This is a genomic window from Microcoleus sp. M2_D5, from assembly GCF_036701935.1.
GTDB lineage: Bacteria > Cyanobacteriota > Cyanobacteriia > Cyanobacteriales > Microcoleaceae > Microcoleus.
In genome coordinates this window covers 1-22,518 of record NZ_JAUBRP010000089.1, presented here as the reverse complement: position 1 = coordinate 22,518, position 22,518 = coordinate 1, and the positions used below count along the sequence as shown (strand labels likewise).

Here is a 22,518-nt window from a genome sequence, read left to right as displayed (position 1 = left end):
TTAAAAGTTTTTTTTAGTTATTTAGTAATGCACAAATTTAGGTGTTTGTCAAATTAATTTAGATGCGTTTACCCTGTGTTATATATAGGCTTTTCTTGACATTAAATTTTTACAATTTACATTGTATCGCACTATCAAACCACTGCTTATATTAGTAAACTTATTTTTAAATGAATGTATTGGCATATACAGCAGAAAATAATTTTATTGAATTCACAAAGTGCCGTAAAGTCGATCGCCCGCATCTCCCAATCCGGGTACAATATAGCCGTGCTCGTCCAAACACTCGTCAACAGCAGCCGTATAAATCTGCACGTCAGGGTGTTGTTCGTGAAAGTGCTCCACTCCCTCCGGTGCCCCTAGCAAGCACAAAAATTTAATAGACTTCGGATTAACTTCTTTCAGCCTATCCACTGCCGCCACTGCTGAATTACCAGTAGCCAGCATCGGATCGACAATTAAAACATCTCGCTGTTCGATATCCTGGGGAACTTTGAAATAATATTCGATCGCCATCCGAGTAGTCGGATCGCGGTACAAACCAATACAGCATATTCCATGTATATGTAGTACACACAATCTTCTAGCCCGCTGTTTGGATGGATGCTGGCAAATCGCATTTCCCAAACGCTGCAATAATTCTAATCTGCCTGTTAAACCAACTAGCGGATTGTCTCGACTTACCTGAAATCCCGCAGCTAAGGTTTCTAGTTTTAACTGAGAAAGTGCTCGATAATCAGCTTGCCAAGGAAAATCGGGATTGCTGGAAAAAACACCTTGACAAAACATCCGCAAGCTGGCTATTGCTAACCCTTCAGAACGGCGGTAAACCTGTCCGCTTTCGGATTCGCAATACTGCCAATCTGCACCAGCACCGGCATCGAGCAAAACGCTGACAATTGCTAAATCAAATTTGATTTTAGCTTGCTCTATGAGTGCAAATTCTGCTATTGCTGCATCCAATTCGGCGAGTCGCGACAGCTTGCCAGCTTCAAAATGTCGCCAGCGACTGTGAAAGGGAATGTTAAAATCGGGATACTGTTGGCGCGTTGTATCAATCACATAATTTGCTGCTTTGTCGAGTTGGGATAAATCGACGCGGAAGTAGCGGAGTTTGTCAAGGCGGGCTAAATCAAAAAGCCGTGAAGCGAAGCTATCCCGAACGCGCGTGGGTTCCCGTTCCCCGTAGGATAGGGTAGGGAATCGCACTGTTGGCGTAGGGCAGCCGGCGTTCTCAGATATTCTACAGTCTCAAGTTCACTATTGTGCAACTTCATACAACCAAACAGCGGTAAACATCGTTCTCTTGAAAAAAGTCAAACTGACTGTAATCTAAAAGATTATCTAAAATCGCATTTTTATCGATTTTGATCAGCTTATATTCCCACTTCGATCCGCTGACTTCGCGTTTTATGTGATCGGAAACTATGACTGAATTTCTTTCTGTACCTGGAGATACTATTTTACTTAAATCTTCCAGCCTGTCGGCTATGTTAATATCTTTTCCGTAAGTGCAAGACCGAAATATATATAAATTTCCCTTAGCAACTCCCACCGACAAGCCGCAAGGTATTTGATTGGCGTGAATAAAAAGTTTCCAATTCTCGCACAGACTTTCCATTGCCGCTAAGGCTGAGTGAGCTTCCGGGAAAGTCAACAAATGCGAATCTCCAACAATACTCCGAATTGTGCCGCCGTATTCTTCGCAAATTGTTTTTTCAAAAGTATCAAAGTTGGTGAGCAAATATTCCACATCTTTGATAGAATTAGATTCTTGATAAGCTATAAAACCTCTCAAATCTGCTTTAATTATTGCTTGATTTTTGATGATTCGCGTTTTGTAACTTTGGTCAACTTTGTAGACCTTTTCAGGTTCGCTCATCCCTTTCAAAGAAAACTCGTTGACAAAAGATGTTTGCACTTCTGCTTTGTTGAGCGCCAGCCATGCTGCTTGGGACAAATATATTTCATCCGGCGGAGTTACTGATTCTATGCGCGCTGTTAAATTCACCGTATCGCCAAAGATATCTTTATCTTGATGCAAGACATCTCCTAATGTAATCGACACGCGAATAGCAACTCGTTCATCGTTCGCTTTGCTAGATTGTTGCGCTCTCAATTCTTGCTGCATTTCTATCGCAGCCACAGCCGCGGCTGTGACGCTGGGAAAGATTATCCAAAATGAATCACCTTCCCCTTTAATCACGCTGCCTTCATTTCTGGCGCTAATATCTGAAACAAAAGTTTTATGCTCATTTAACAAACTACTTAAGTCCGACTGAGATAATTTTTTGACTCTGGCGGTATATCCGCAAATATCTGTTTTTACGATCACAGTAGAACGCAAATTAGCCATAACCTACCCTGACTGATCAAAAACCAGCAATAATTTTATGTGGCCCAGACGCGATAGTTCGCGTCCGATCGCGTCTTAGCCCTCTCAATCTCCTAAATCGCGTCCGATCGCTTCTACAAGAATTGTAGCATCTGACCCAGGGTCAGGCGTGTAGTAGCCGCCGGCTTTTTTGGCGACGATTTCGACTTGTGCGTCTGCGGGAATCCAATCTTCGGGAATGGGGATGCGATCGACCACCTGAATGCCAGAATTGATAATCGCATTGTATTTCATATCGCTCATAGAAACTAAACTGTCAATGCGAGAGATACCCAACCAGTGCAGCACGTCTGGCATTAGTTCTTGAAACCGCATATCTTGAACTCCCGCAACACATTCAGTGCGAGCAAAATAGGCATCAGCGCGATCGCCGCCTTCCTGCCGTTTTCTGGCATTGTACACCAAAAACTTAGTCACTTCCCCCAAAGCTCTCCCTTCCTTGCGGAAGTAAACTATTACCCCAGAACCGCCGGATTGTGCCGTTTGGATGCAAATTTCCATCCCGTGTACCAAATAAGGGCGACAAGTGCAGATATCCGAACTGAACACATCAGAACCGTTGCATTCATCCTGTACCCGTACCGCCAACTGCTTGTCCGGGTCAATCGATTTTAGATTTTAGATTTTAGAATAGAAGCATTGACCCCACCGATAAATACGTTCGGCAAGTTTCTCGGATACACGTTTTTAATTTCTCCACGGATCGATCGCGTGGCGGGTATCCTGGATGCGGGAATTGTCAGAAATATTTGCGACATCGCCAATAATATAAACCGTAGTTCTGCCAATTGGCGGCAAGAAAACGTGCAAGTCCGGCCGCGTCACTAAATCCGAGAAGATTCCGACTGTTTGCTCGAACAGGACACGGCGGAGAACGCTTTCTTGGGCCCCAATCCGCCGAGCAATTCCCGGCCAATACCACACCGGGTCGATCGCAATTTTAGTTACTGCTAAATTGCCACCTGCTTTGACTATTTTGCCATCAATTTGCACCCGCCCCGACGCGATTGCCTCTTGCAATTCTGGCATATTCATGTGAGCTTTAGTGACAGCAATTGTCCGGCGAATATCGTATCCCTGCTGGAGAAATGAAGTATAAACTTCGCTTCGCTATGAGTGTTGAACAAGGAATACGCATAGCCCAAAAAACGCAAGTCTCAAATGCCGCTAACAGAGAGGCACATCATTAAATCGACGGAACACCGTTTCGCCCAAATAGACGAACTAGCTTTCAAGTCGAAAAACCTCTACAATGCCGCCAATTACGTCATTCGTCAGAGTTTTATTTATGGATGGGGGTATGTCAATTACAACGAAATGAACCGATTGATGAAGTCTCATGAGGCATACAAGGCTTTGCCTGCTCAAGTAAGTCAGCAAATATTGATGGTGCAAGACAAAAATTGGAAATCGTTTTTTGAAGCATTTAAATCTTACAAAGTTGATTGCTCTAAGTTCACTAATCGCCCGAAAATTCCCAAGTACAAACATAAGGTCAAAGGGCGAAATTTTCTCGCCTACACGATTCAAGCGATTAGTAGCAAACAGTTGAAGAAAGGAATCATTAAACTTTCCGGCACTGAACTTTCAATTAAAACCAAAGTCAATCCCGACCAGGTTTGCCAAGTCAGGCTGGTTCCGAAATGTGATTCCTATGTGATTGAGGTGATTTATGATGAACCGGAGTCCACCCCGGGCAACGCAAACTCTGTAGCTACTATTGATTTAGGGCTGGACAATTTAGTGGCGTTAACTTCAAATCAACCGCGTTTTACCCCTTTGTTGATTAACGGGCGACCATTGAAATCAATTAACCAGTTCTACAACAAGCGCTCTTCAAGATTGCAATCCCAGTTCAAAGGAAATCGCAAAACATCACCCCTGATTCAGCGCTTAACTCGCTGTCGCAATCAAAAAGTTGACAATTACTTACATCATGCTAGCCGTCTAATTATTAACCTTTTGCTCACCAAGCAGATTGGGACGCTAGTAATTGGGAAGAACGCGCAGTGGAAAACAGAAATCGAGTTAGGGAAGCAAACCAATCAAAACTTTGTCAAGATTCCTCACTCTCGATTAATTGAGATGTTAGAATACAAAGCTCGCTTGGTGGGAATCACAGTAATTCTGCCGGAAGAATCCTACACATCCCGATCCAGTTTTTTAGGTTTAGACCCAATTCCTGTTTATGGAAAAACAGAAAAAGAGCCTGTGTTTACTGGTAAGCGGATTAAGCGGGGTTTGTACAAAACATCGACTGGTCAGCTAATTAATTCCGATGTGAATGCTTCGTATAACATTCTCAGAAAAGCAATCCCCAATGCCTTCAGCTTTCTTGATAGAGAGCTCCGTACTTGGGCCGAGGCGGGTTAATCCGCTCAAAGTAAAAGTGAAAGGGGAGGGACTTGAAGCCTCCCATGTCTATAAATGACTATACTTTTACCAGCTATAGCCAACACCAAAGACAGCACAACTGCCAAACGGCAAGTGTGAAGTTTTAAGAGATGCGCGAAAAAAAAAGATTTGAGATTCAGGGCCGCCGAGGTGCAGTCAATCTCAAATCTCCTATCTCAAATCAAATACTGTTGGTAAAAACGTCTTAATCTCAGGTTTGAGGATGGCAAAACTCCATGATAATTGCCTCACCTTCGCCGCGCGAGTCCAATTCCTTAGCCATGCGCTCAACACCTTCGTCAGAAAGGAAGAAGCGGGTAACTTTGTGCGGTACAAACCACCGATAGCGCTGCCACAAACAGATAGAGTAACGAAGGGCATCCGGCAAACAGTATGTGTAATTTCGCTGAATTGCCAAACCTGCCTTTTCCCCGGCTAGAGCCAAAGTTTTTGGAGTGTAACCGATCAGATTGTAGGGATAATCGGTGCTGTGCCAGCGCCAGCCCAGTTGCCGCGCGTATGGGCTGTCCGCGTTCGGTACAGCCACCCAAATGTAACCGTTTGGAGCCAGCAATTGCCTCATGCAATCGAGTGTTTCTGCCGGCCAAGGCGTTGCTCCCAAAACGTGGGAACAGAGTATGACATCAAACTTTTCGTCAGTACCTTTTTCTGCAACGTATTCTTCTACAGTGCCGGTGAAAACATCGACACCGCATTCGCGGGCTGCTGCTGCTGCTGAGGAGCTAGGTTCAATTCCTGCTACCTCAACTCCGAGTTTTTTGAAGACTTGGATAATGGAACCTCCGCCGCATCCCACGTCTAACAGCCGCTTGCCTACAGGGATAGGAATGTGTCGGTATTCATTGAGTTTTTTGGCTTGTTTTACTACGTCTTCTTCCTCTGGTACGTAAGTGTTGTAGCACTGCCAGCCCTCGGGGTAATAATCGCTCAGTTCATCCCATGTCGGGCGGGGATTTACGAATACTAAGCCACAATCTTCGCATCCGTAAACTGACCATTTAGGAGCCTCTTTTGGTTGGCGGGCTGTCCCGGCTGTGTACTGGAAGCTGATTTTTTGGGAGCTGCAAACTGGGCAATTTGTAAATTTTTGCATGGTAGAGTTTAACGATTTGTACAGTTGCTAAGGGCAGTGGAACGACCACAATTTATTACCATTAGCTGAGCTGGTAGAGTACACCCCTGCAAGCACATCGAAACTAGGTTGATTTGCGAATTATTATTTGTAGATGCTTGGGTTGTTGGCGCTCGCCCCCCGATTAAGCGGCGCTGTACAATTTTATGTCTAAATGGTTAGACTGAGAAGGTAGCATTTGTTACCGATAAGACAACCGACGCTCAACAGACAATGATTGTCGGTAGCGTTTTTGCGGTTGCGCTAAATTCTTACAAAAATACTAACTCACAAAATTAATGTTGCCAAGTACATCTAATTATTTGCTCAAAAATAGTCGCGTACCTGCCTCTCTTCTAGAGATGAAATCGCTCGCCCCCTCAGCTTCTACTGTCGCAATAACGGGGAATGAGAACGATTTTTGTTTGGTGGATATCGAAATTGCAGGAGGGACGATCGCCCAAATTACTCCACCAGGTACAAAACCTGTATCCTCCTATGGAGATATCCCAGTTGTAGATTTGCACAGCGGGTTAGTTTGGCCTTGTTTTGTGGATATGCACGCGCATTTAGACAAAGGCCACATTTGGGAACGATCACCCAATCCCGATGGAACTTTTGCCAGCGCGATCGACACAGTACGCGCTGATGCCGAAAAAAACTGGAATGCAGAGGATGTTTACCGGCGGATGGAGTTCGGCCTCAAATGCAGCTACGCCCACGGAACCAAAGCCATCCGCACTCACATCGACAGCGCAGGGGAACAGGGAACCGTTAGTTTGGAAGTATTTGAAGCGCTGCAAGCCGAATGGGGCGATCGGCTGATTTTGCAAGCAGTTTCCCTGGTTTCCCTCGACTATTTCCTGACACCAGCAGGCGAAAAATTAGCCGATCGCATAGCCGAAATCGGCGGTATACTCGGCGGCGTCGCCTATATCAACCCCGACTTAGACAAACAACTCGATCGGGTTTTTGCCTTAGCCAAAGAACGAAATTTAAACCTCGACTTCCACACCGACGAAAACGACGATCCAGATTCAGTAACACTGCGGGAAGTCGCAAAAACCGCCATCCGCCATGAATTTAGCGGTCAAATAATCTGCGGGCACTGCTGTAGTTTAGCCGTACAACCGCCAGAATTAGTAACAGAAACCGTCGCATTAGTCAAGGAAGCAAATATCGGCATTGTCAGCTTGCCGATGTGCAACCTTTACCTGCAAGACCGAGAATCTGGGCGTACACCGCGCTGGCGGGGAGTCACGCTGCTGCACGAACTCAAAGCAGCCGGAATTCCCGTTGCAGTTGCTAGCGACAATTGTCGCGATCCGTTTTACGGGTTTGGCGATCACGATGTTTTGGAAGTCTTTAATATGGCAGTCCGCATCGCCCATTTAGATAGACCTTATGGAGACTCGCCCTGTTCAGTAACAAAGACTCCAGCAGATTTAATGGGATTGCCGAATTTAGGACGAATTGCAGTGGGTTTACCAGCAGATTTGATTTTGTTTAAGGCGCGGAATTTCAGCGAATTGTTATCTAGAGCGCAGGGCGATCGCACAGTCTTGCGGCAGGGTAAAGAAATTGATACAACTTTGCCCGATTACCGCGAACTCGATGATTTATTAGCAACTGAAATCTGACATTTTGTACGAATATCAAGAACAGGCAAGATGCCTGTTCCACACACAAAAGATGAATTTTCTTTCTACTCGTTACTAGGCAGAGCCGGGAACCAGTTAATTGAGTTTTGTGGAACGGGCATCTTGCCCGTTCTTGACAATCGTGTAATATGTATGTTTCAAAAATCATTTAGCCTTGGTATATTGTCAATTTGCAACTAATTTGATATAAAGATAAAAGCTAATTCCATCGAGGATTTTTTAAGTGAAAGCAGTTATTTTATTGTCGGGAGGGCTGGATTCCTCAACAGTTTTGTATCAAGCCAAAGCCGACGGCTGCGAGTGTTACGCTATTTCCTTTGACTACAAGCAAAGACACAGGCGGGAGTTGGAATCAGCACGGGCGATCGCACTTTCGGCCGGTGTTAAGGCGCATCAGATAGTAAACTTTGACCTAACGCTTTGGGGCGGTTCCGCTTTGACGGATGATGAGATGGAATTGCCTCGCGATCGCAATCTTGCAGAAATGTCTCAAAACATCCCCACTACCTACGTTCCAGCTAGAAATACTATCTTTCTCAGCTTTGCCCTTGCCTACGCAGAAACTCTAAAAGCTCAGCGAATTTACATCGGTGTCAACGCTTTAGATTATTCCGGCTATCCCGACTGCCGCCTCGATTACATCCAAGCAATGCAGGAAGTATTTCGGTTAGGAACAAAGCAGGGAATGGAAGGAGAAGCTATTAATATTATAACACCTTTGATCGAACTTAAAAAAACAGAAATTATTCAATTGGGCAACAAATTAGGAGTGCCTTGGGAGCAAACTTGGTCTTGCTACGCAGGCGGCGAAAATGCCTGCGGCGTTTGCGATTCTTGTCGGTTGCGGCTGGCGGCTTTTGAGGAATTGGGATTAAAAGATCCGGTGCCTTACGCTTAAATATGACTTACGCGTGACGGCCCAGAAACCGAGTTTTTTCGCGTCTACTTCGCTTCCGCCCGCCGAAACGGTAAAAAACCCGGTTTCTATCTAAGCATCGCAGTGCGTCCAAGACTGTTAGTTTTGAACCAGCAGGCTGCTTATTTAGCTTTCGGCTCATCCTCAACTTCCGGTTGACCCTGGTCTTCCTGTTCAAACTTAATTTCATTTTGCAGCGAATTCAATGGCACTAAAAGCATATCAGCTATTTGCGATTGTCCTCTAGCCCTGTAGATATCTATAGCTTTCTGAAAATCTTCCACTCCACCCTGTTTTTCTCCAATTACAGATCGAATACGAGCACGGATAATATAAGCTTCTACAAAGTCAGGATTGAGATTAATTGCTTGAGTAAAAGCTTCAGCAGCTTCCTTATACAGTTCTTTGCGACCGAGGTCGAATCCTTGTTGATAAAGTTCTTGAGCTTTCATCGCATTCCTTAATTTCTGCTGTTCATCTCGCTTGCATAAAGGATCGAGTCTGTTGACTTGACCTGATGAATCAAGTATAAAGCACCCTGGTTATTCCTGGGTATTCGCTACAGTCTGAAAAAGAGGTAGACTAATTATTGATTGTTTTTCGCAAGCTAAAAGATATGTCTATTGAAGAGCGCCGAGGTATTGAAACAATTGACAGAAACCAAAATCTACTTCTCGTTCGGGCTCCTATTGAGTCAGTGGCGGAAAAGTTCAGTAGGGCGAGACGTGCGGATGTCTGGGAACGGGATATCTACGATCGCGAAATCGAAATTACCACCGAAAGCTATATTGTATTTCAATTCCGAGGACACCCTTGGACAATCGTTGAGCAACTGAATCATCATCCCGGTTCCCTTGTATTTGGAGAAGGAGATGCTATCACCCTTTCCTGGTTCCTATCCACTCGCGCCATCTACTACAAATGCAGCGACACTTGCGGTTATATTGGTTATAACTGCTACGACAGAGGTGCATTTGCGGAGATGCTGTACTTTGAGGAAGAAATGGATCTCCTGTTCCTCTCTGACTTTCGTGAGGTTAAAGCTGAGGACATTGACGATGCCTTCAACTTTACTTTCGCTTTTATGGAGGAGCAAGATATCTATATTCCCTTCGTATATTACGAAAATGTGAAGGCTGGCGATCGCATTAATTTACGCCCCAAAGGCCCGACGTTAGATGATTTAGTACGCAGCGACTTCGAGCGAGTAGATTATATAGGCATTAACTAAAAAATTCTGAACTCGAAAATTTCGCCACACCTTTCAACCCGCTATTCTTTCGCCTTTCCTCACAACTTGCCCGTCGGCTGCTGCAACTGCACCTAAAGTGCGATCGCCCGCAGCCTCTTCCAACAAATGAATTTGAAGTTGATCCAACCGCGGCCCGGACACAGAAACAACCGTAAGTTCCACGTTTTCGCCCCGCCAAACTTCCCCAGCAGCCGGCATTCTTTGCAACTGATAACTCAGAAAACCTCCAATTGTCTGATATTCGTCAGTTACTGGCAAATCCAAATTCAATATTTGATTCACATCATCTACATTTAACTGCGCTTGCACTAAAAAAGTGCGATCGTCCAATACTTGCAAAGCTATTTCTTTGCTGTCGCGTGACTCGTAGCTGCGGCCGATAATTTCGGCTATCAAATCCCTCAGCGTTACTAAACCGGAAATGCCGCCAAATTCATCGACAACGATCGCAATTTCTTCCGACGAACTCTGCATCAAAGGCAGCAGTTCCCCCAGCAGCATCATCTCCGGAACAAACCTCACCGAACGCATCCAAGGTAAAATTGGCGTGTCGGGAGATAGCAAACCTTCAGCTAGGGGTTTCGCAAGTTGTTTGAAGCCAATAATGCCGATAATGTCGTCTAAAGAATCTCCCGTCACGGGATAGCGGGAATGGTGAGAAATCGCCATTTCATCGAGCAAAGTTTGAAAGGTGGCCGTCTTGGGAAGTGCGACAATGCTAGGCCTCGGCACCATCACTTCTTCTACCCAAACTTCGCCAAATTCAAACACGTTGTTGAGCAATTCTCGCTTTTCTGCTTCCAGGCCGCTGGATTCGCTGGAGGTAGCTATAATTAATTGCAGTTCTTCGGGAGTAACCGGTCGGTGCCTTAGATCGTATTCGATGCCCGCAAACCGCAAGAGCGATCGAGTAGATTGATTGAGAAACGACACAAAGGGCTTGAACAAACGGGCAATCAATAAACTCGGAGGCCCTAAAGTTCTCGCTAGCTGTTCGGAATACAGCAACGCTACAGATTTGGGAAAGAGTTCGCCCAGTACGATTTGCACGTAAGCTAGCAACAAAAAAGTTACTATTGATATGCTAAAAGAATGGGCGATCGCCGACTTGATGTAAATTGGCAGCGGCAAATAGCCGATCGACATTCTCACTAGCACGGCGATCGTACTTTCCCCAATCCAGCCGAGAGCTAAACTAGAAAGAGTGATTCCCAACTGCATTGTCGAGAGCAATCGCTCAATACTTTGCTGCAAAGATTGCACAGTTAAAGCTGCAACGTCGCCAGCGTCCACTAACTGATTGATGCGCGATCGGCGTACCGTCACCATCGAAAACTCAGCCGCCACAAAAAAAGCATTGATCGCAATCAGCAACAGCACTGACAGCAACCGCGACAGCACCTCTGTCCAACTCATCGCGGGTAAATCAGATATCTCCTGCACTCTCGCCCCTAAAAGTGACACAATGCTCCCTAAAAAAACTTTCTCGATCGAACAAACGTGACAATACCTTTGGAGGTTTTGCTCATTTTGTTTTACTTCGCCACTGGAATGCCAGATATTTGCAACTGAAGTTTTTGACCTGGATAATCTGTCAGCGTCAGCGAAACTTCCTTAGCATTTTCCAGCAAAGCTGTGGGAATACTCACCGTACCGTAATACACCTGCCCGTTGGGGGGCAGTTCCGACGGCAAATCCTCGGCAGTCGCGCTCAGGGCCCGGCCGCGATCGTCAGTCACGTTCAAGAAACTGTAGAGAAACCTCACAGCTTGGGAGCCTTCATTTTTCATGCTCACGTCTAGCAGCATGGAATTGTTGCGCTGACTGGCCGCGCTCACTTCCAGAGTTATTCCCCCGTCGCGACTGTTCAGGGGAAACTTGGCGCTGGCATTTTGTGCCGCCGGTTTTTTGGCGGAGGCTGGTTTAGAGCTTGCCTTCTCTGTTTTAGTATTTGCCCCGACCGTTTTTTCGGGATCGCGACCTTCTATCCGTGCTTTGACGGTTGTGAGAATGTCTTTTTCTTTCAAAATGCTCACTTGGTCTTTGCTAGCCTTCGTTCCCGGCTTGCCGCTGCCAGCATTGTTGCTGGGACGAACATCGGGTTGAGTCGTTCCTTGCAAGGCTTCGCGACCTATAGTAAATCCCCAAACAGAACTCGTCACGCCTGCTCCAAACATGAGAGCGAGCAGAATTAGAGTCAGAACTACCGTCGAATTCACTGCCATTGCCTATAAGTTTATGCCGAGTCCTAGAAACTGCTTTGTCCGGTCGATCGGCTTGCCTAACATTGGCTAACAGGCGATCGCGGACTCAGCATATCTAAAGATTTTGATTTTTGTTCTCTAGTTCTAGCACGGACTGAGAAATTATGTTATAATTCATTTTGAGTTAGGTCGAACAAATCGACTTAACGGCAGTTGGCCGAGCGGTTTAGGCAGCGAACTCAGTGCGACTCGATGCCTATCGGGCATGATGGTGCAAATCCATCCCCCATATTCGTCTGGGGACTCCATATCTCGGTTTTGGGAAGTAGCAACACCCAGGATTTATAAGCTAGAGATAAAACCCATCTACTAAGTGAATCCACACACAGTAGTTAGGGGAGGGAGACGACAAGGTGAACGAAAGTGAACCTGCATTACCAACTCCAGTCAGATGCACCAGCGAAATGGAATGATACGCTGGGTTCAAAAGGACACATGGGAAGGAAACTAGGTTTTGAGTACCCTAGAGACGATCCAATAAATCCCATCTGGAGAAAGCAGGCACCTAAATCGTCATATATGCCCGGTACAGGATAAGAGGGAAACATCTAAGATTTAAGCCCCTAACGGGGATTACCAGCTAGGTAAATCGAGGATGTGAAGGATTCAATCTCAAGCAAAAGCCCTCATGTAATGTGTGGGATACGCCAAAAGATTGAACGTTAGAAAGATGTAAATCACGTAGGTCGGCTATGTCCAAGGCTCTAGAAGCGGAATGGTCATCTATAGTTTGGAGTGAAATCCAGACAAAGGTGATAAAGCTACAGACGAAGATTTACGAAGCATCCAAAAGTGGAAACAAACCACTCGTGGTCAAACTCCAAAAAACCCTGATTTCTTCATTCAGCGCCAGACTGATAGCAGTCCGTCGCGTAACGCAAGAGAACAAAGGGAAACGCACGGCAGGAATTGACGGAGTTAAATCTCTAACTCCCCAACAGAGGATAGAATTAGCCGAACAGTTACGACTAGACGGCAAAAGCGCTCCTTTGAGAAGGGTGGAAATTCCCAAACCGGGTAAACAGGAGACTCGCCCTCTAGGTATTCCCACGATAGAAGATAGAGCAAAACAAGCATTAGCAAAGTTAGCTTTGGAACCTGAATGGGAAGCACTATTTGAACCGAATTCCTATGGATTTCGACCAGGTAGAAGTTGTCATGATGCCATAGAGGCAATCGAACTAAACATCCGAAAAAAGCCCAAGTATCTAATAGATGCTGACTTAAAAGGATGTTTTGATAATATTGACCACGAGGCTCTGATACAAAAACTGAAAACATTTCCAGACATGGAAAAGCAGATAAGAGCTTGGCTCAAATCAGGCGTCCTAATTGGTGATGTATTTCACAAAACAGTATCAGGAACCCCACAAGGCGGCGTCATATCACCATTACTAGCAAACATAGCCTTACATGGCTTTGAAAGCTACATCTCATCCGAATTTCCCGTAAGGAAGACAAGAATAGGTCAACCCAAAGGGAAAATGAAGGAATACTGTGATGCACGAGTAATAAGATATGCCGACGACTTAGTAATATTCCACGAAGAAGAAGAAGTAATCAAGGCAGCCCTCGAAAAGACCAAACAATGGATGGCAAACATAGGACTTTCGCTAAACGAGCAAAAGACCAGATTATGCCACACATTAGAGGAATACGAAGGGGAAAAGCCAGGTTTCAACTTCTTAGGGTTCCATATCCAATCCTTTTCTAGAGGGAAGAACAGAGCGGGGAAGAATACTAATGGTGAATCCCTGGAGATGGTCACGAAAGTGCTACCTTCAGACAAATCCATAAAACAGTTTCAATCCCATCTAAAAGCCCTACTAAACAAAGGACAATCCCAAGAACCAGCTCGAATGATTGAAAGCCTTAACTGGTTTATTCGAGGATGGGGAAATTACTTCAAAAGTGGGAGTCATTCACACGAAGTATTCTCAAAAGTTCAACATAGCCTGTATAAGGTTTACTTGAACTGGGGAAGAAAGAAGTTTTCTCAAAGAGGGGATGGATATATTTGCTCGCGAATATTTTTCAAAAGCAAGGAATCGTCGTGGAACTTTGGATGGAAAGAAGGGGATCATCTTTACCTAGTGGAAATGTTGTACTCATTCGAGTATAAACACTACACCAAGGTACAAGGCACTAGAAGCCCTTATGACGGTGATTGGGTGTATTGGGCGACGCGTCGAGGCGACCACCCATTAACACCTAAAGACATTCGATTCGGACTAAAAAACCAGAAGGGTCGATGCTCACACTGTCAACAACTTTTCACCATTGAAGATTACATTGAGGTTCATCACATCGACGGCAATAGAAACAACAACAAAAGGTCAAATAAGACTTTAGTTCATCTATATTGCCACGATGCTATCCACCGGGAAAATGCGGGGTCTATTACAGATTCCATCTAACGTAAAGCCGGATACGCCCAAAGGTGTACGTCCGGTTTGGCAGCCGAGTATAAGGGGTAACTCTTATTCTTAGGCAACTAATTCGCCTCAGGCAGGTTCAACTCCTGCACTGCCGATTTAAAATTAATCACAACGCTCCAAGCGCTGGCTAAAAACCAGGTTTCTTCCTACTGAGATGTTGGACCATTCTCGCTTAACAGGCTTTTCGGCCTGTTCCACAAAGAGTGAATTTTCTTGTGGAACAGGCCGAAAAGCCTGTTCATAAAAAGCTTATTGAGAATGGTGCAACATTTGAGTTCCTAGGTACTTGGTTGCTCAAGCCAATATTCTCGTAGAAACCTGGTTTATTTGGCCAAAAATTCGGTAAGGACACTAAAAAGCCGGTTTCTGCAGGCTGTGACTCTGATAAACCGGCTTTTTTTACCGTTTCAGCAGGCGTCACCGAAGTATTGCTGTGAAATAACCCGGTGGATGACCACCCGTGCGTCAAAGACTCTCAATCTTTTGGGGGGACTTTGCTCCTAGCCCGCCCAAAATATACTAATTTAGTCGAACAGTCATTTGTGCCCAATCTAAAATCTCAAATCTAAAATCTAAAATCGTATTATCCCTTAATTAACTCCACTCCGTCGCGCCCGTCGATATCTTGAACGTAAACCTTAACTTGTTCTTCCTTTGCAGTCGGCAACTTTTTACCCGTAAAATCCGGCTGAATCGGTACTTCTCGGTGGCCTCTATCGACTAATACCGCCAACCAAATTTTCTCCGGCCGCCCGTAATCGTTTACCGCATTCAAAGCCGCTCTAGTTGTTCTGCCTTTATAGATAACATCATCTACCAACACCACGGTTTTGCCCGTCAAATCGAAAGGAATTTCTGTTTTAGCCGGTGTCCGCATCGCAACTCTATCCAAGTCATCTCGGTAAAAGGTAATATCCAAAGCGCCCACGGGTACTTTGACTTGTTCGAGGACTTCAATTTGATCTGCCAAAATTTGAGCTAAAGGCACTCCTCTACTATGAATACCCAACAGCACTAACTCCGAGGGATTCCCTGATTTTTCGACAATCTGGGAAGCAACGCGGGTGAGAGTGCGCCTCACTTCATCAGGGGATAAAATTTCGATAATTTTAGTCATGGGTTGCTGCGAGCTAATTGTTGGCTGTTGGCATATCGAACAATTTGAGATTTGAGATTGTAGATGGATTTGACAGATGAATCTGGGGCTTTGAACTAAGGTCAATCGATTGCGCGATTTGAGATTTTAGATTTTAGATTTTAGCATTGACTTGCGCGAGATAAATACGTTCGGCAAGTTTCTCGGATACAGGTTTTTTATTTCTGGACGGATCGATCGCGTGGCGGGTATCCTGGATGCGGGAATTGTCAAAACTTTTTTTGCTTCTGTCGGTGGCTTATATCTGTCTTCTGCTGCGCTTACCCGGAACCGATGAAAAGCAGATGCTGCGATTGCAATGCTTGGAGCGCGAACAATGACAGAAATACGTTATTTATGTCTCCTGGACTGTGCGGGTGAGGTCATCAGTTAGCGACTCAAACATAATAAGGTATAAAAAAGCAATGATAGTCCCAACCAAATCAGAAAGCAATACCGAGTTAATTGCAATGCTTGGCAAATTAGCGGCGCTGCGATCGGGTGAACCGGCTCGCCTAACAGCGGTTTGTGTTTGAGAACTCCGCGATAGGAATTAGTACCTCCTAGTTGCACTCCCAAGATGGCTGCGTAAACGCACTCGCTCCAACCAGAATTGGGACTGGCATCTTTAACAGCATCTCTCTGACAAATTTGCCAAATGTAAATCGGTTTGCCAGATATAAGGGCTAAAGTAATCACTGTTAGCCGGCAAGGAATCCAAGTCAGCACGTCTTCTAGTTTGGCGCTAAACCATCCTAAATCAGTGTATGGCGCTTCTTTGTAGCCGATCGTAGAATCTAATGTGCTGGCGGCTTTGTAAGCGATCGGCAAGGGGACTATAGCACTCACCCACATCGAGTTAGGATCGATCGGCGCAGCGGTAACACTTAATAATAGATGCGGCAGAGCGAACCCAAGTAAGGCATAAAATAGCGGTGCTGTCACGCCATCGACTGCATTCTCTGTTACAGTTTCTAACAATGCTCGCAGAATTTCTGGCTCGGATAAGTTTTCGGTATCCCGGCCGACGTAAAGGCTCAACCTTTCTCGCGCCTTGACTAAATCTCCAACATTTAAAGGTGCGAGCACATCCTCTGCTGCCGCCCTCAAACTGCGACCTGCAAAACAGCTTGCCAGCAAAATGGTCTGTATGGCAATACCTAAAAGAGGATGTACCCAACTAGCAGCTTGGACGATCGACCAACTGACAGTATAACTGCCTACAATCAGCCCGATCGCTAGTATTGTACCAGCGCATCGTAGCTGGAGTTTGTGCCGATCGCTGGCGGGACTATCCCCGGCTTCAGGCATTTTGCCTGCGGGATTATTCCATATATTAAAGACAAGTCTAGTATAGCGGTCGATCGCCCAACCCATCGCCTGCACGGGATGCGGCCAACCCCAAGGATCGCCGATCGAATAATCCAACACCGCAGCTAAAATTAAAACAGGAAATTCATCCGGCATCATTATATATTGTGTCAAACTTGATAGTCCCGCCGAGCAGGAGCGAGCGCAGTGGTAGCGGAGGTTTTAACTACTCCTACCCTTGCGGACGCAAGATTTTTGAGCTGCAATTTTAACTGCTGAGATTACTTTCGTCGCGGAGCAAGTGTACGTTCTCCTCCCAATTAACACCGTCAAAGGGTAGGATCTGAAAGTGTTTGATGGCATCTGAGTCAAGACAGCGGACGTTGACATCGAAATGATCCGGATGCGATCGGGGGCGATAGAACGAGTGAATGCCGCAAATTCGGCAGAAAGTATGTTGAGCGGTTCCTGTATTAAATGTATAGGTTGTCAAAACATCTTCGCCACTGAGCAAGGTAAAACGTTCCGGTGGCACAATGAGGTGCAAAAATCCCTTCTTTTTACAGATAGAGCAGTTGCAATCAGATGCTTGGTGTTTGTCAACGGCGACACGGAAGCGGACAGCACCGCAGTGACAGCCGCCAAAGTAAGTAACAAGTGTTGCGTCCATGTATGCTTGCTGCCGATCGAATGAATGAACTTACCATTTAAATGATAAAGCTAGTTTCTTCCCCAAGAGCCGCTTGCCAACTGCGGACATCATAGTATAAGTCTTCGAGGGAAATACTGTACAGCGCTTCGGCAAGTTTTTTGTGCAATCGGTTCCACAAACTGAATGTTACCCAGTCCTCTGCTTGCGTCGCGTCGGGAAAATGTCGAGGTAAAGGTTCAATAGTTTCACCTACAGCCTCTAAGATTTGTCCTAAAGAGATTTGAGCGGGCTGGCGGGCCAATTGATATCCACCTTGGGCACCCCGAACTGATTGGACTAAACCGGCTCGTCGCATTTCAATCAGCAATTTTTCTAGATAAGGAGCCGGTAACTCCTGTCGCTTCGCTATCGATTTCACCGATGTCGGGCCGAAGCGAGGTTGCAAACTTAGATCCAGTAATGCTTTGACACTGTAGTGTCCGCGTGTGGTTAACTTCATGGGATTTTAAGAGCGGGGCAAATATTCAGCTAGCTGATAGGTGATAGCTTATGCTACCGAGTTTAGAGATTGCTCGCACCTGCTGCTGCTACTCCTCAAGAAAGACTGCAGGTTGTTAAAAATATTTAGATAATAGTGGTTAACAATTGAGCCGATCGGTGTAATATAGTTTTACGACCAGCTATAAAGCTAAAGTTTCTTGGTCAAACCAAAAACCTACCGAGAAAAAATCCGTACACCAGTTGAATATTTCAGGACTCAGTAAATGGCTAAAAAGAAAAATATCGAACCCCTTGAAGGCGAAGATCTGATCAAAAAGGTCAAAGACCTAGAGAACCTTACCAAGGAAGAAAAAGCTAGAGCCTGTGGCTACTATACCGTTACCAAGAACGGCGTAGAACGGGTCAACATGATGAAATTCCTGAATGCGCTGATTGATGCAGAAGGCATTCAGCTAGACGGGAAGCAAAACGGCAACGGACGCGGCGGACGCTCTGCCAGCTATCGGATTAGCGTTCAATCTAACGGCAACTTACTGATTGGAGCGGCCTACACCAAACAGATGGAACTCCAGCCGGGAGATGAATTTGAAATCTCTCTGGGACGCAAGCACATTCACCTGCGCCAAATCGATCGCGAAGAAGAAGAATCCTAGGCTTTTACGACTTGCTTTGACTTCTTGCTTGAACAGGTTGGTTTGACTTCAAGCATTGACTGCGAGCAGAGAATTGGCTCTGAAATCTTTCTGTGAGCCTAAAACACTATGGCTTCTATAGATGGCAATGGCTCGACAAAAGCCACTGCCACCACTTTATATTTTGCGAGAATACCTATTCTCGCCCCTCGCTATATCCGTTTGGACAAGCGGGGGATTTTCCGCGTAGCTGTTGAAGAGAAGTTCTGCCGCAGATTGTGTACGGGATTTAACGGATGTAACGCATGGATGCTCACCAAGGGATTGTATAGCGCATTTAACGGATGAATGTTAAGTTTCGATGGTCGAGGTTCCAGGCAAGAAGCAGGTTAGGTTGAGCTACGAAACCTAACAAAGCAAGAAAATTGCGGAGGTATTCTGGGCCAAGAGTGCGTAATACCCGTTTAAAATTAAAAAAAAATAATGCAAGTGTCGGCAAACTCCAAAGCACGTGCTTCCTCATTCATCCCTAATTATTTAGGAATGAGAATTAAATAACTTCCACTCTTGAAAGTGGGATGGGCGTCCCGCCCGTCTTTTAAGGACGGGCTATAAGAGCCCATCCCACAATAACAATTAAAATTGTAAGTTATTTAAGTCGCGATCCTTAATCTAAAATCTAAAATCTAAAATCTAAAATTGTATAAGTTTCGTGCTTGCTCATGAGTTGTGTCTGTGTGGGAGGGGTTTTGAGGGCAAGGAAACACCTCGATCGCCCGTAAGTGAAATTACAGGCTGGAACAGTTAAAGTGTTAGGGAGCAATTAGTCACCAGCCTATGCCGTTGCCCCGATTCGCGAGCAAAACTTCTCAACACCAAATAAAAATTCCCCTGCGTCGCCTTCTAGTGGCCTCTTTTGTGCTGCAAATCGTCGCAGCAGTTGGGATTGTCGGGTATCTGTCCTTTCGCAACGGAGACAAAGCAGTCGAAGAGCTCGCCCAGAAATTGATCGCGGAGACGGGAAAGAGAGTTGAAGAAAAGCTGATTTCTTTTCTCGAACCTACCCAGTGGGTAAATCAACTTAACGCCTCGGCGATCGAGCGCGGTGAATTAAACTTACAGTTAGAAAAGTCGCAGCCTCGGGGAGAGAAGTTCCTCTGGCAGCAAATGCGATCTTTTAAAAGCATTCAATGGATTTCCTTCGGTGCTGAAAAATCAGGAGAATATCTCGGCATTTGGCGCAACCCTCACGACAACAGCTTGCAAATTGTCGCGGCGAACAAGTCTACCAACTTTCAGAACATATACTACGCTACAGACGGCAACGGCACTCGCACCGCTAAATTAAAGGCAGAACCCGGAATCTACGATGCCCGTCTCCGCCCCTGGTACAAAGAAGCTGTCTCCGCTAACAAACCGATTTGGACGAGTATTTATCGAGGTTTTACTCCTGGGACTGTTTTTATTGCTGCCAGCCAACCGATTCGCGATCGAAATGGTAAATTGCTGGGAGTTTGTGCCGTAGACTTTTCGCTCTCGGAGCTTCAGCAATATCTCCGTCGCATCAAGCTTAGCAAAACGGGACAAATTTTCGCGATCGAACGATCGGGCTTGCTGGTTGCCAGTTCAAGTCAAGAATCACCCTTTAGAAAGATGTCCCGAAAGCAGCAACTGCAGCGGGTGAATGTTTTAGACAGCCAAACTCCTATCATTCGCACCGCAGCTAAATATTTGTACGAACACTTCGGGGGCTTTGGCGAGATTAAGCAGCGGCAGCAACTGCAATTTAGCCGAGACGGGCAGGAATATTTTTTGGAAGTGCTGCCTTTTTCTGATAGTTACGGTTTGAACTGGCTGATTGCGATCGCAGTTCCCGAATCCGATTTCATGGGGGAAATTAACAGAAATACCCAGACTACAATTTTACTTTGTTTGGTGGCGCTGCTGCTATCGACTATTGCTGGAGTGCTGACAGCTAGGTGGGTAACGCTGCCGCTCCTGCGGCTTAACGAAGCAGCTAAAGATATCGCCGCCAGAGAGTTCGATCGCCCTGTTGCTGTCAGTAGGATTGAGGAAGTCGGCGAATTAGCCCAGTCTTTTAACGAGATGGCAGCTCAACTGAAACAGTCTTTTCAAGCTTTGGCAGAAAGTGAAGAAAAATTTGCCCAACTGGTAGAAAATTTGCCCGTTGGAGTCTCGGCGATGACTCCGGGCGGCGCAGTTATTTTCATGAATTCGGCGGGAGAGCAAATATTGGGTAGGGGAGAAATGCCCGATGCTACCGCACAAGAGCTACCACAAGCTTATCAAACTTATATAACAGGTACTAATCAACTGTACCCGGCCGAGCAAATGCCGTTTGCACGGGCGTTGAGTGGCATCGAGGTGATTGCTGAAGATATGGAAATTCGCCGAAACGGGAAAAATATTCGTTTGGAAGTGCGAGCGCTGCCGGTGTTTGACGGTGCGGGCAATATCCTTTATGTTCTTAATGTTTTTAAAGATATTACGGCTCGCAAACAGGCAGAGCAAATATTGGCTGACTACAACCGTACCCTGGAAATTGAAGTAGTCGATCGCACGATCGAGCTAGCCTCGATCAATGCCCGCTTGCAGCTCGAAATTGAGGAGCGCCAGCAAGCTGAAAAAATTATCCGTCAAGAGCGCGACTTTAACTTAAAGATTATCGAAAATTCTCCGATTTTTTTTGTGGCGATCGACTCTGAGGGTAAAATCCTGCTGGCGAATAACAGTATGTTGGAAGCGGTGGGCTATACTGCTACAGAAGTTGCAGGCAAAGATTACTTAGCTACATTTGTACCCCCAAGGGAGCGAGCCGGATTGCATTCAATTTTTACGGGCGTAACAGCGCGGGAGCAAACGGTTAACGAACATCGCATTCTCACTTCGGACGATCGGACTTTGTTAGTGGAGTGGCACGGCACACCGGTGCTCGACGAAGGTGGCAACCTGGATTTCTTGTTTGGATTTGGGATTGATATTGGCGATCGCAAACAAGCACAATTAGCCCTGCAAAAAAGCGAAGCTCTGTTTCACAAATTAGCGAACACTGTTCCCGGAGAACTTTACATATTCGTGCAGCATCCCGACGGTTCAGTCAAGATGGAATATATCAGTCCTCTATGCCGAGAAATTCAAGAATTAGAGCCGGAGGAAATCCAGAACAACTCTGCTTTACTCTACGAACAAATGCACCCGGACGATCGCTCCAGTCACTTCGAGGCAATTGTCAAAAGTGCCACTTATCTAGAACTATTTTCCCATGAGTGGCGGATTGTTACAGCATCGGGCAAACTCAAATGGCTGCAAGGTTATTCTCGACCGGAATTGCGCGAAAATGGAGATATTGTCTGGCACGGCATAATCATTGACACGAGCGATCGCAAACAAGCAGAACAAGAACTCCAACAAGCCAAAGAAGCCGCAGAAGCTGCCAACAAAACTAAAAGCCTCTTTCTCGCCAACATGAGCCACGAATTGCGAACCCCCCTCAACGCCATTCTCGGCTTCGCTCAATTAATGGAACCCAGCGCTAATTTAAGTTTGGCGGAAAAAGAAAATATCCAAATTATTCGCCGCAGCGGAGAACACCTGCTCCAACTGATCAATCAAGTCTTAGACTTATCTAAAATTGAAGCTGGGCGCATGACACTCAATGCCAAAAACTTTGACTTGTACCGCTTGGTGGGCGACGTGCAAAATATGTTCCAATTTCCAGCGCAAAATAAAGGATTGCAATTAATTAGGGTTTGCTGAATAATCGATCGCACGTTACGTAGCGAAAGCGATCGAGAGCGTGCGAGCGAGTGAAAAG

General features: G+C 45.7%; 17 protein-coding genes and 4 pseudogenes. 8 read left to right on the top strand and 13 right to left on the bottom strand.

The window, feature by feature from the left end; translation table 11 throughout:
* Positions 1-213: 213 nt before the first annotated feature.
* From upp to QUA50_RS25840, 5 genes and pseudogenes are all read right to left on the bottom strand, one after another.
* Positions 214-546, bottom strand: a pseudogene (gene upp / locus QUA50_RS25860) (uracil phosphoribosyltransferase); the annotation flags it as partial.
* Between the two features lie 108 nt (positions 547-654).
* Positions 655-1,209 (bottom strand): annotated as a pseudogene (locus QUA50_RS25855) (DUF1688 family protein); the annotation flags it as partial.
* Positions 1,210-1,273: 64 nt separating this feature from the next.
* Positions 1,274-2,356: an adenylate/guanylate cyclase domain-containing protein gene (locus QUA50_RS25850; protein ID WP_333268103.1), complete on the bottom strand. Its 1,083-nt coding sequence runs from the start codon at positions 2,354-2,356 to the stop codon at positions 1,274-1,276.
* A gap of 84 nt (positions 2,357-2,440) precedes the next feature.
* On the bottom strand, positions 2,441-2,983 hold the full coding sequence (locus QUA50_RS25845; RefSeq protein WP_333268101.1) for a hypothetical protein: 543 nt from the start codon (positions 2,981-2,983) through the stop codon (positions 2,441-2,443).
* Positions 2,984-3,082: 99 nt separating this feature from the next.
* Positions 3,083-3,487, bottom strand: a pseudogene (locus tag QUA50_RS25840) (GTP cyclohydrolase II); the annotation flags it as partial.
* Between the two features lie 69 nt (positions 3,488-3,556).
* Here QUA50_RS25840 and QUA50_RS25835 point away from each other — a divergent pair.
* Positions 3,557-4,826 (top strand): annotated as a pseudogene (locus QUA50_RS25835) (RNA-guided endonuclease InsQ/TnpB family protein).
* Between the two features lie 174 nt (positions 4,827-5,000).
* On the opposite strand, the gene QUA50_RS25830 reads toward QUA50_RS25835, so the two are convergent.
* The gene (locus QUA50_RS25830) at positions 5,001-5,903 is read right to left on the bottom strand and encodes a class I SAM-dependent methyltransferase (RefSeq protein ID WP_333268100.1); all 903 of its coding nucleotides are present in this window, start codon (positions 5,901-5,903) and stop codon (positions 5,001-5,003) included.
* 317 nt (positions 5,904-6,220) lie between these two features.
* Between QUA50_RS25830 and QUA50_RS25825 the strand changes: the two genes are divergently transcribed.
* Positions 6,221-7,561 carry a cytosine deaminase gene (locus QUA50_RS25825; RefSeq protein ID WP_333268098.1) on the top strand — a complete coding sequence of 447 codons (1,341 nt, stop codon included), beginning with the start codon at positions 6,221-6,223 and terminating at the stop codon, positions 7,559-7,561.
* 244 nt (positions 7,562-7,805) lie between these two features.
* On the top strand, positions 7,806-8,480 hold the full coding sequence (gene queC / locus QUA50_RS25820) for a 7-cyano-7-deazaguanine synthase QueC (RefSeq protein WP_333268096.1): 675 nt from the start codon (positions 7,806-7,808) through the stop codon (positions 8,478-8,480).
* 140 nt (positions 8,481-8,620) lie between these two features.
* Here queC and QUA50_RS25815 read toward each other — a convergent pair whose 3' ends face one another.
* Positions 8,621-8,950 carry a hypothetical protein gene (locus QUA50_RS25815; protein ID WP_333268095.1) on the bottom strand — a complete coding sequence of 110 codons (330 nt, stop codon included), beginning with the start codon at positions 8,948-8,950 and terminating at the stop codon, positions 8,621-8,623.
* Positions 8,951-9,114: 164 nt separating this feature from the next.
* Here QUA50_RS25815 and QUA50_RS25810 point away from each other — a divergent pair, with 164 nt between their 5' ends.
* Complete coding sequence (locus QUA50_RS25810; RefSeq protein ID WP_333268093.1) at positions 9,115-9,729, top strand: hypothetical protein; 615 nt, start codon at positions 9,115-9,117, stop codon at positions 9,727-9,729.
* A 33-nt stretch (positions 9,730-9,762) separates the two neighbouring features.
* On the opposite strand, the gene QUA50_RS25805 is transcribed toward QUA50_RS25810, so the two are convergent.
* The gene (locus QUA50_RS25805) at positions 9,763-11,214 is read right to left on the bottom strand and encodes a hemolysin family protein (RefSeq protein ID WP_333268091.1); all 1,452 of its coding nucleotides are present in this window, start codon (positions 11,212-11,214) and stop codon (positions 9,763-9,765) included.
* Between the two features lie 71 nt (positions 11,215-11,285).
* Positions 11,286-11,975 carry a hypothetical protein gene (locus QUA50_RS25800; protein ID WP_333268089.1) on the bottom strand — a complete coding sequence of 230 codons (690 nt, stop codon included), beginning with the start codon at positions 11,973-11,975 and terminating at the stop codon, positions 11,286-11,288.
* A 731-nt stretch (positions 11,976-12,706) separates the two neighbouring features.
* Between QUA50_RS25800 and ltrA the strand changes: the two genes are divergently transcribed.
* Positions 12,707-14,431 (top strand): group II intron reverse transcriptase/maturase, encoded by a 1,725-nt coding sequence (ltrA, locus tag QUA50_RS25795; protein ID WP_333268087.1) that lies wholly within the window; start codon positions 12,707-12,709, stop codon positions 14,429-14,431.
* Between the two features lie 604 nt (positions 14,432-15,035).
* Here ltrA and pyrR read toward each other — a convergent pair.
* The 4 genes from pyrR to QUA50_RS25775 all read right to left on the bottom strand — a co-directional run bounded on the left by pyrR (position 15,036) and on the right by QUA50_RS25775 (position 18,049).
* Positions 15,036-15,569 carry a bifunctional pyr operon transcriptional regulator/uracil phosphoribosyltransferase PyrR gene (pyrR, locus tag QUA50_RS25790; protein WP_333268085.1) on the bottom strand — a complete coding sequence of 178 codons (534 nt, stop codon included), beginning with the start codon at positions 15,567-15,569 and terminating at the stop codon, positions 15,036-15,038.
* 408 nt (positions 15,570-15,977) lie between these two features.
* A complete protein-coding gene (gene cbiB / locus QUA50_RS25785) occupies positions 15,978-17,057 on the bottom strand; it encodes an adenosylcobinamide-phosphate synthase CbiB (RefSeq protein ID WP_333268106.1) in 1,080 nt (359 codons plus the stop codon).
* 109 nt (positions 17,058-17,166) lie between these two features.
* Positions 17,167-17,568 (bottom strand): GFA family protein, encoded by a 402-nt coding sequence (locus QUA50_RS25780; protein WP_333268083.1) that lies wholly within the window; start codon positions 17,566-17,568, stop codon positions 17,167-17,169.
* Positions 17,569-17,605: 37 nt separating this feature from the next.
* Entirely contained in the window at positions 17,606-18,049 is a 444-nt protein-coding gene (locus tag QUA50_RS25775; RefSeq protein ID WP_190656033.1) for an Rrf2 family transcriptional regulator, read from the bottom strand.
* 265 nt (positions 18,050-18,314) lie between these two features.
* On the opposite strand from QUA50_RS25775, the gene QUA50_RS25770 reads away from it, so the two are divergent.
* The 3 genes from QUA50_RS25770 to QUA50_RS25760 all read left to right on the top strand — a co-directional run bounded on the left by QUA50_RS25770 (position 18,315) and on the right by QUA50_RS25760 (position 22,460).
* Positions 18,315-18,704, top strand: coding sequence for an AbrB family transcriptional regulator (locus tag QUA50_RS25770; protein WP_015179394.1), 390 nt, complete (start codon positions 18,315-18,317; stop codon positions 18,702-18,704).
* Positions 18,705-18,812: 108 nt separating this feature from the next.
* A complete protein-coding gene (locus QUA50_RS25765) occupies positions 18,813-19,031 on the top strand; it encodes a hypothetical protein (protein WP_333208803.1) in 219 nt (72 codons plus the stop codon).
* Between the two features lie 489 nt (positions 19,032-19,520).
* Positions 19,521-22,460, top strand: a complete 2,940-nt coding sequence (locus QUA50_RS25760; RefSeq protein ID WP_333298935.1) for a PAS domain S-box protein — start codon at positions 19,521-19,523, stop codon at positions 22,458-22,460.
* Positions 22,461-22,518 lie beyond the last annotated feature (58 nt).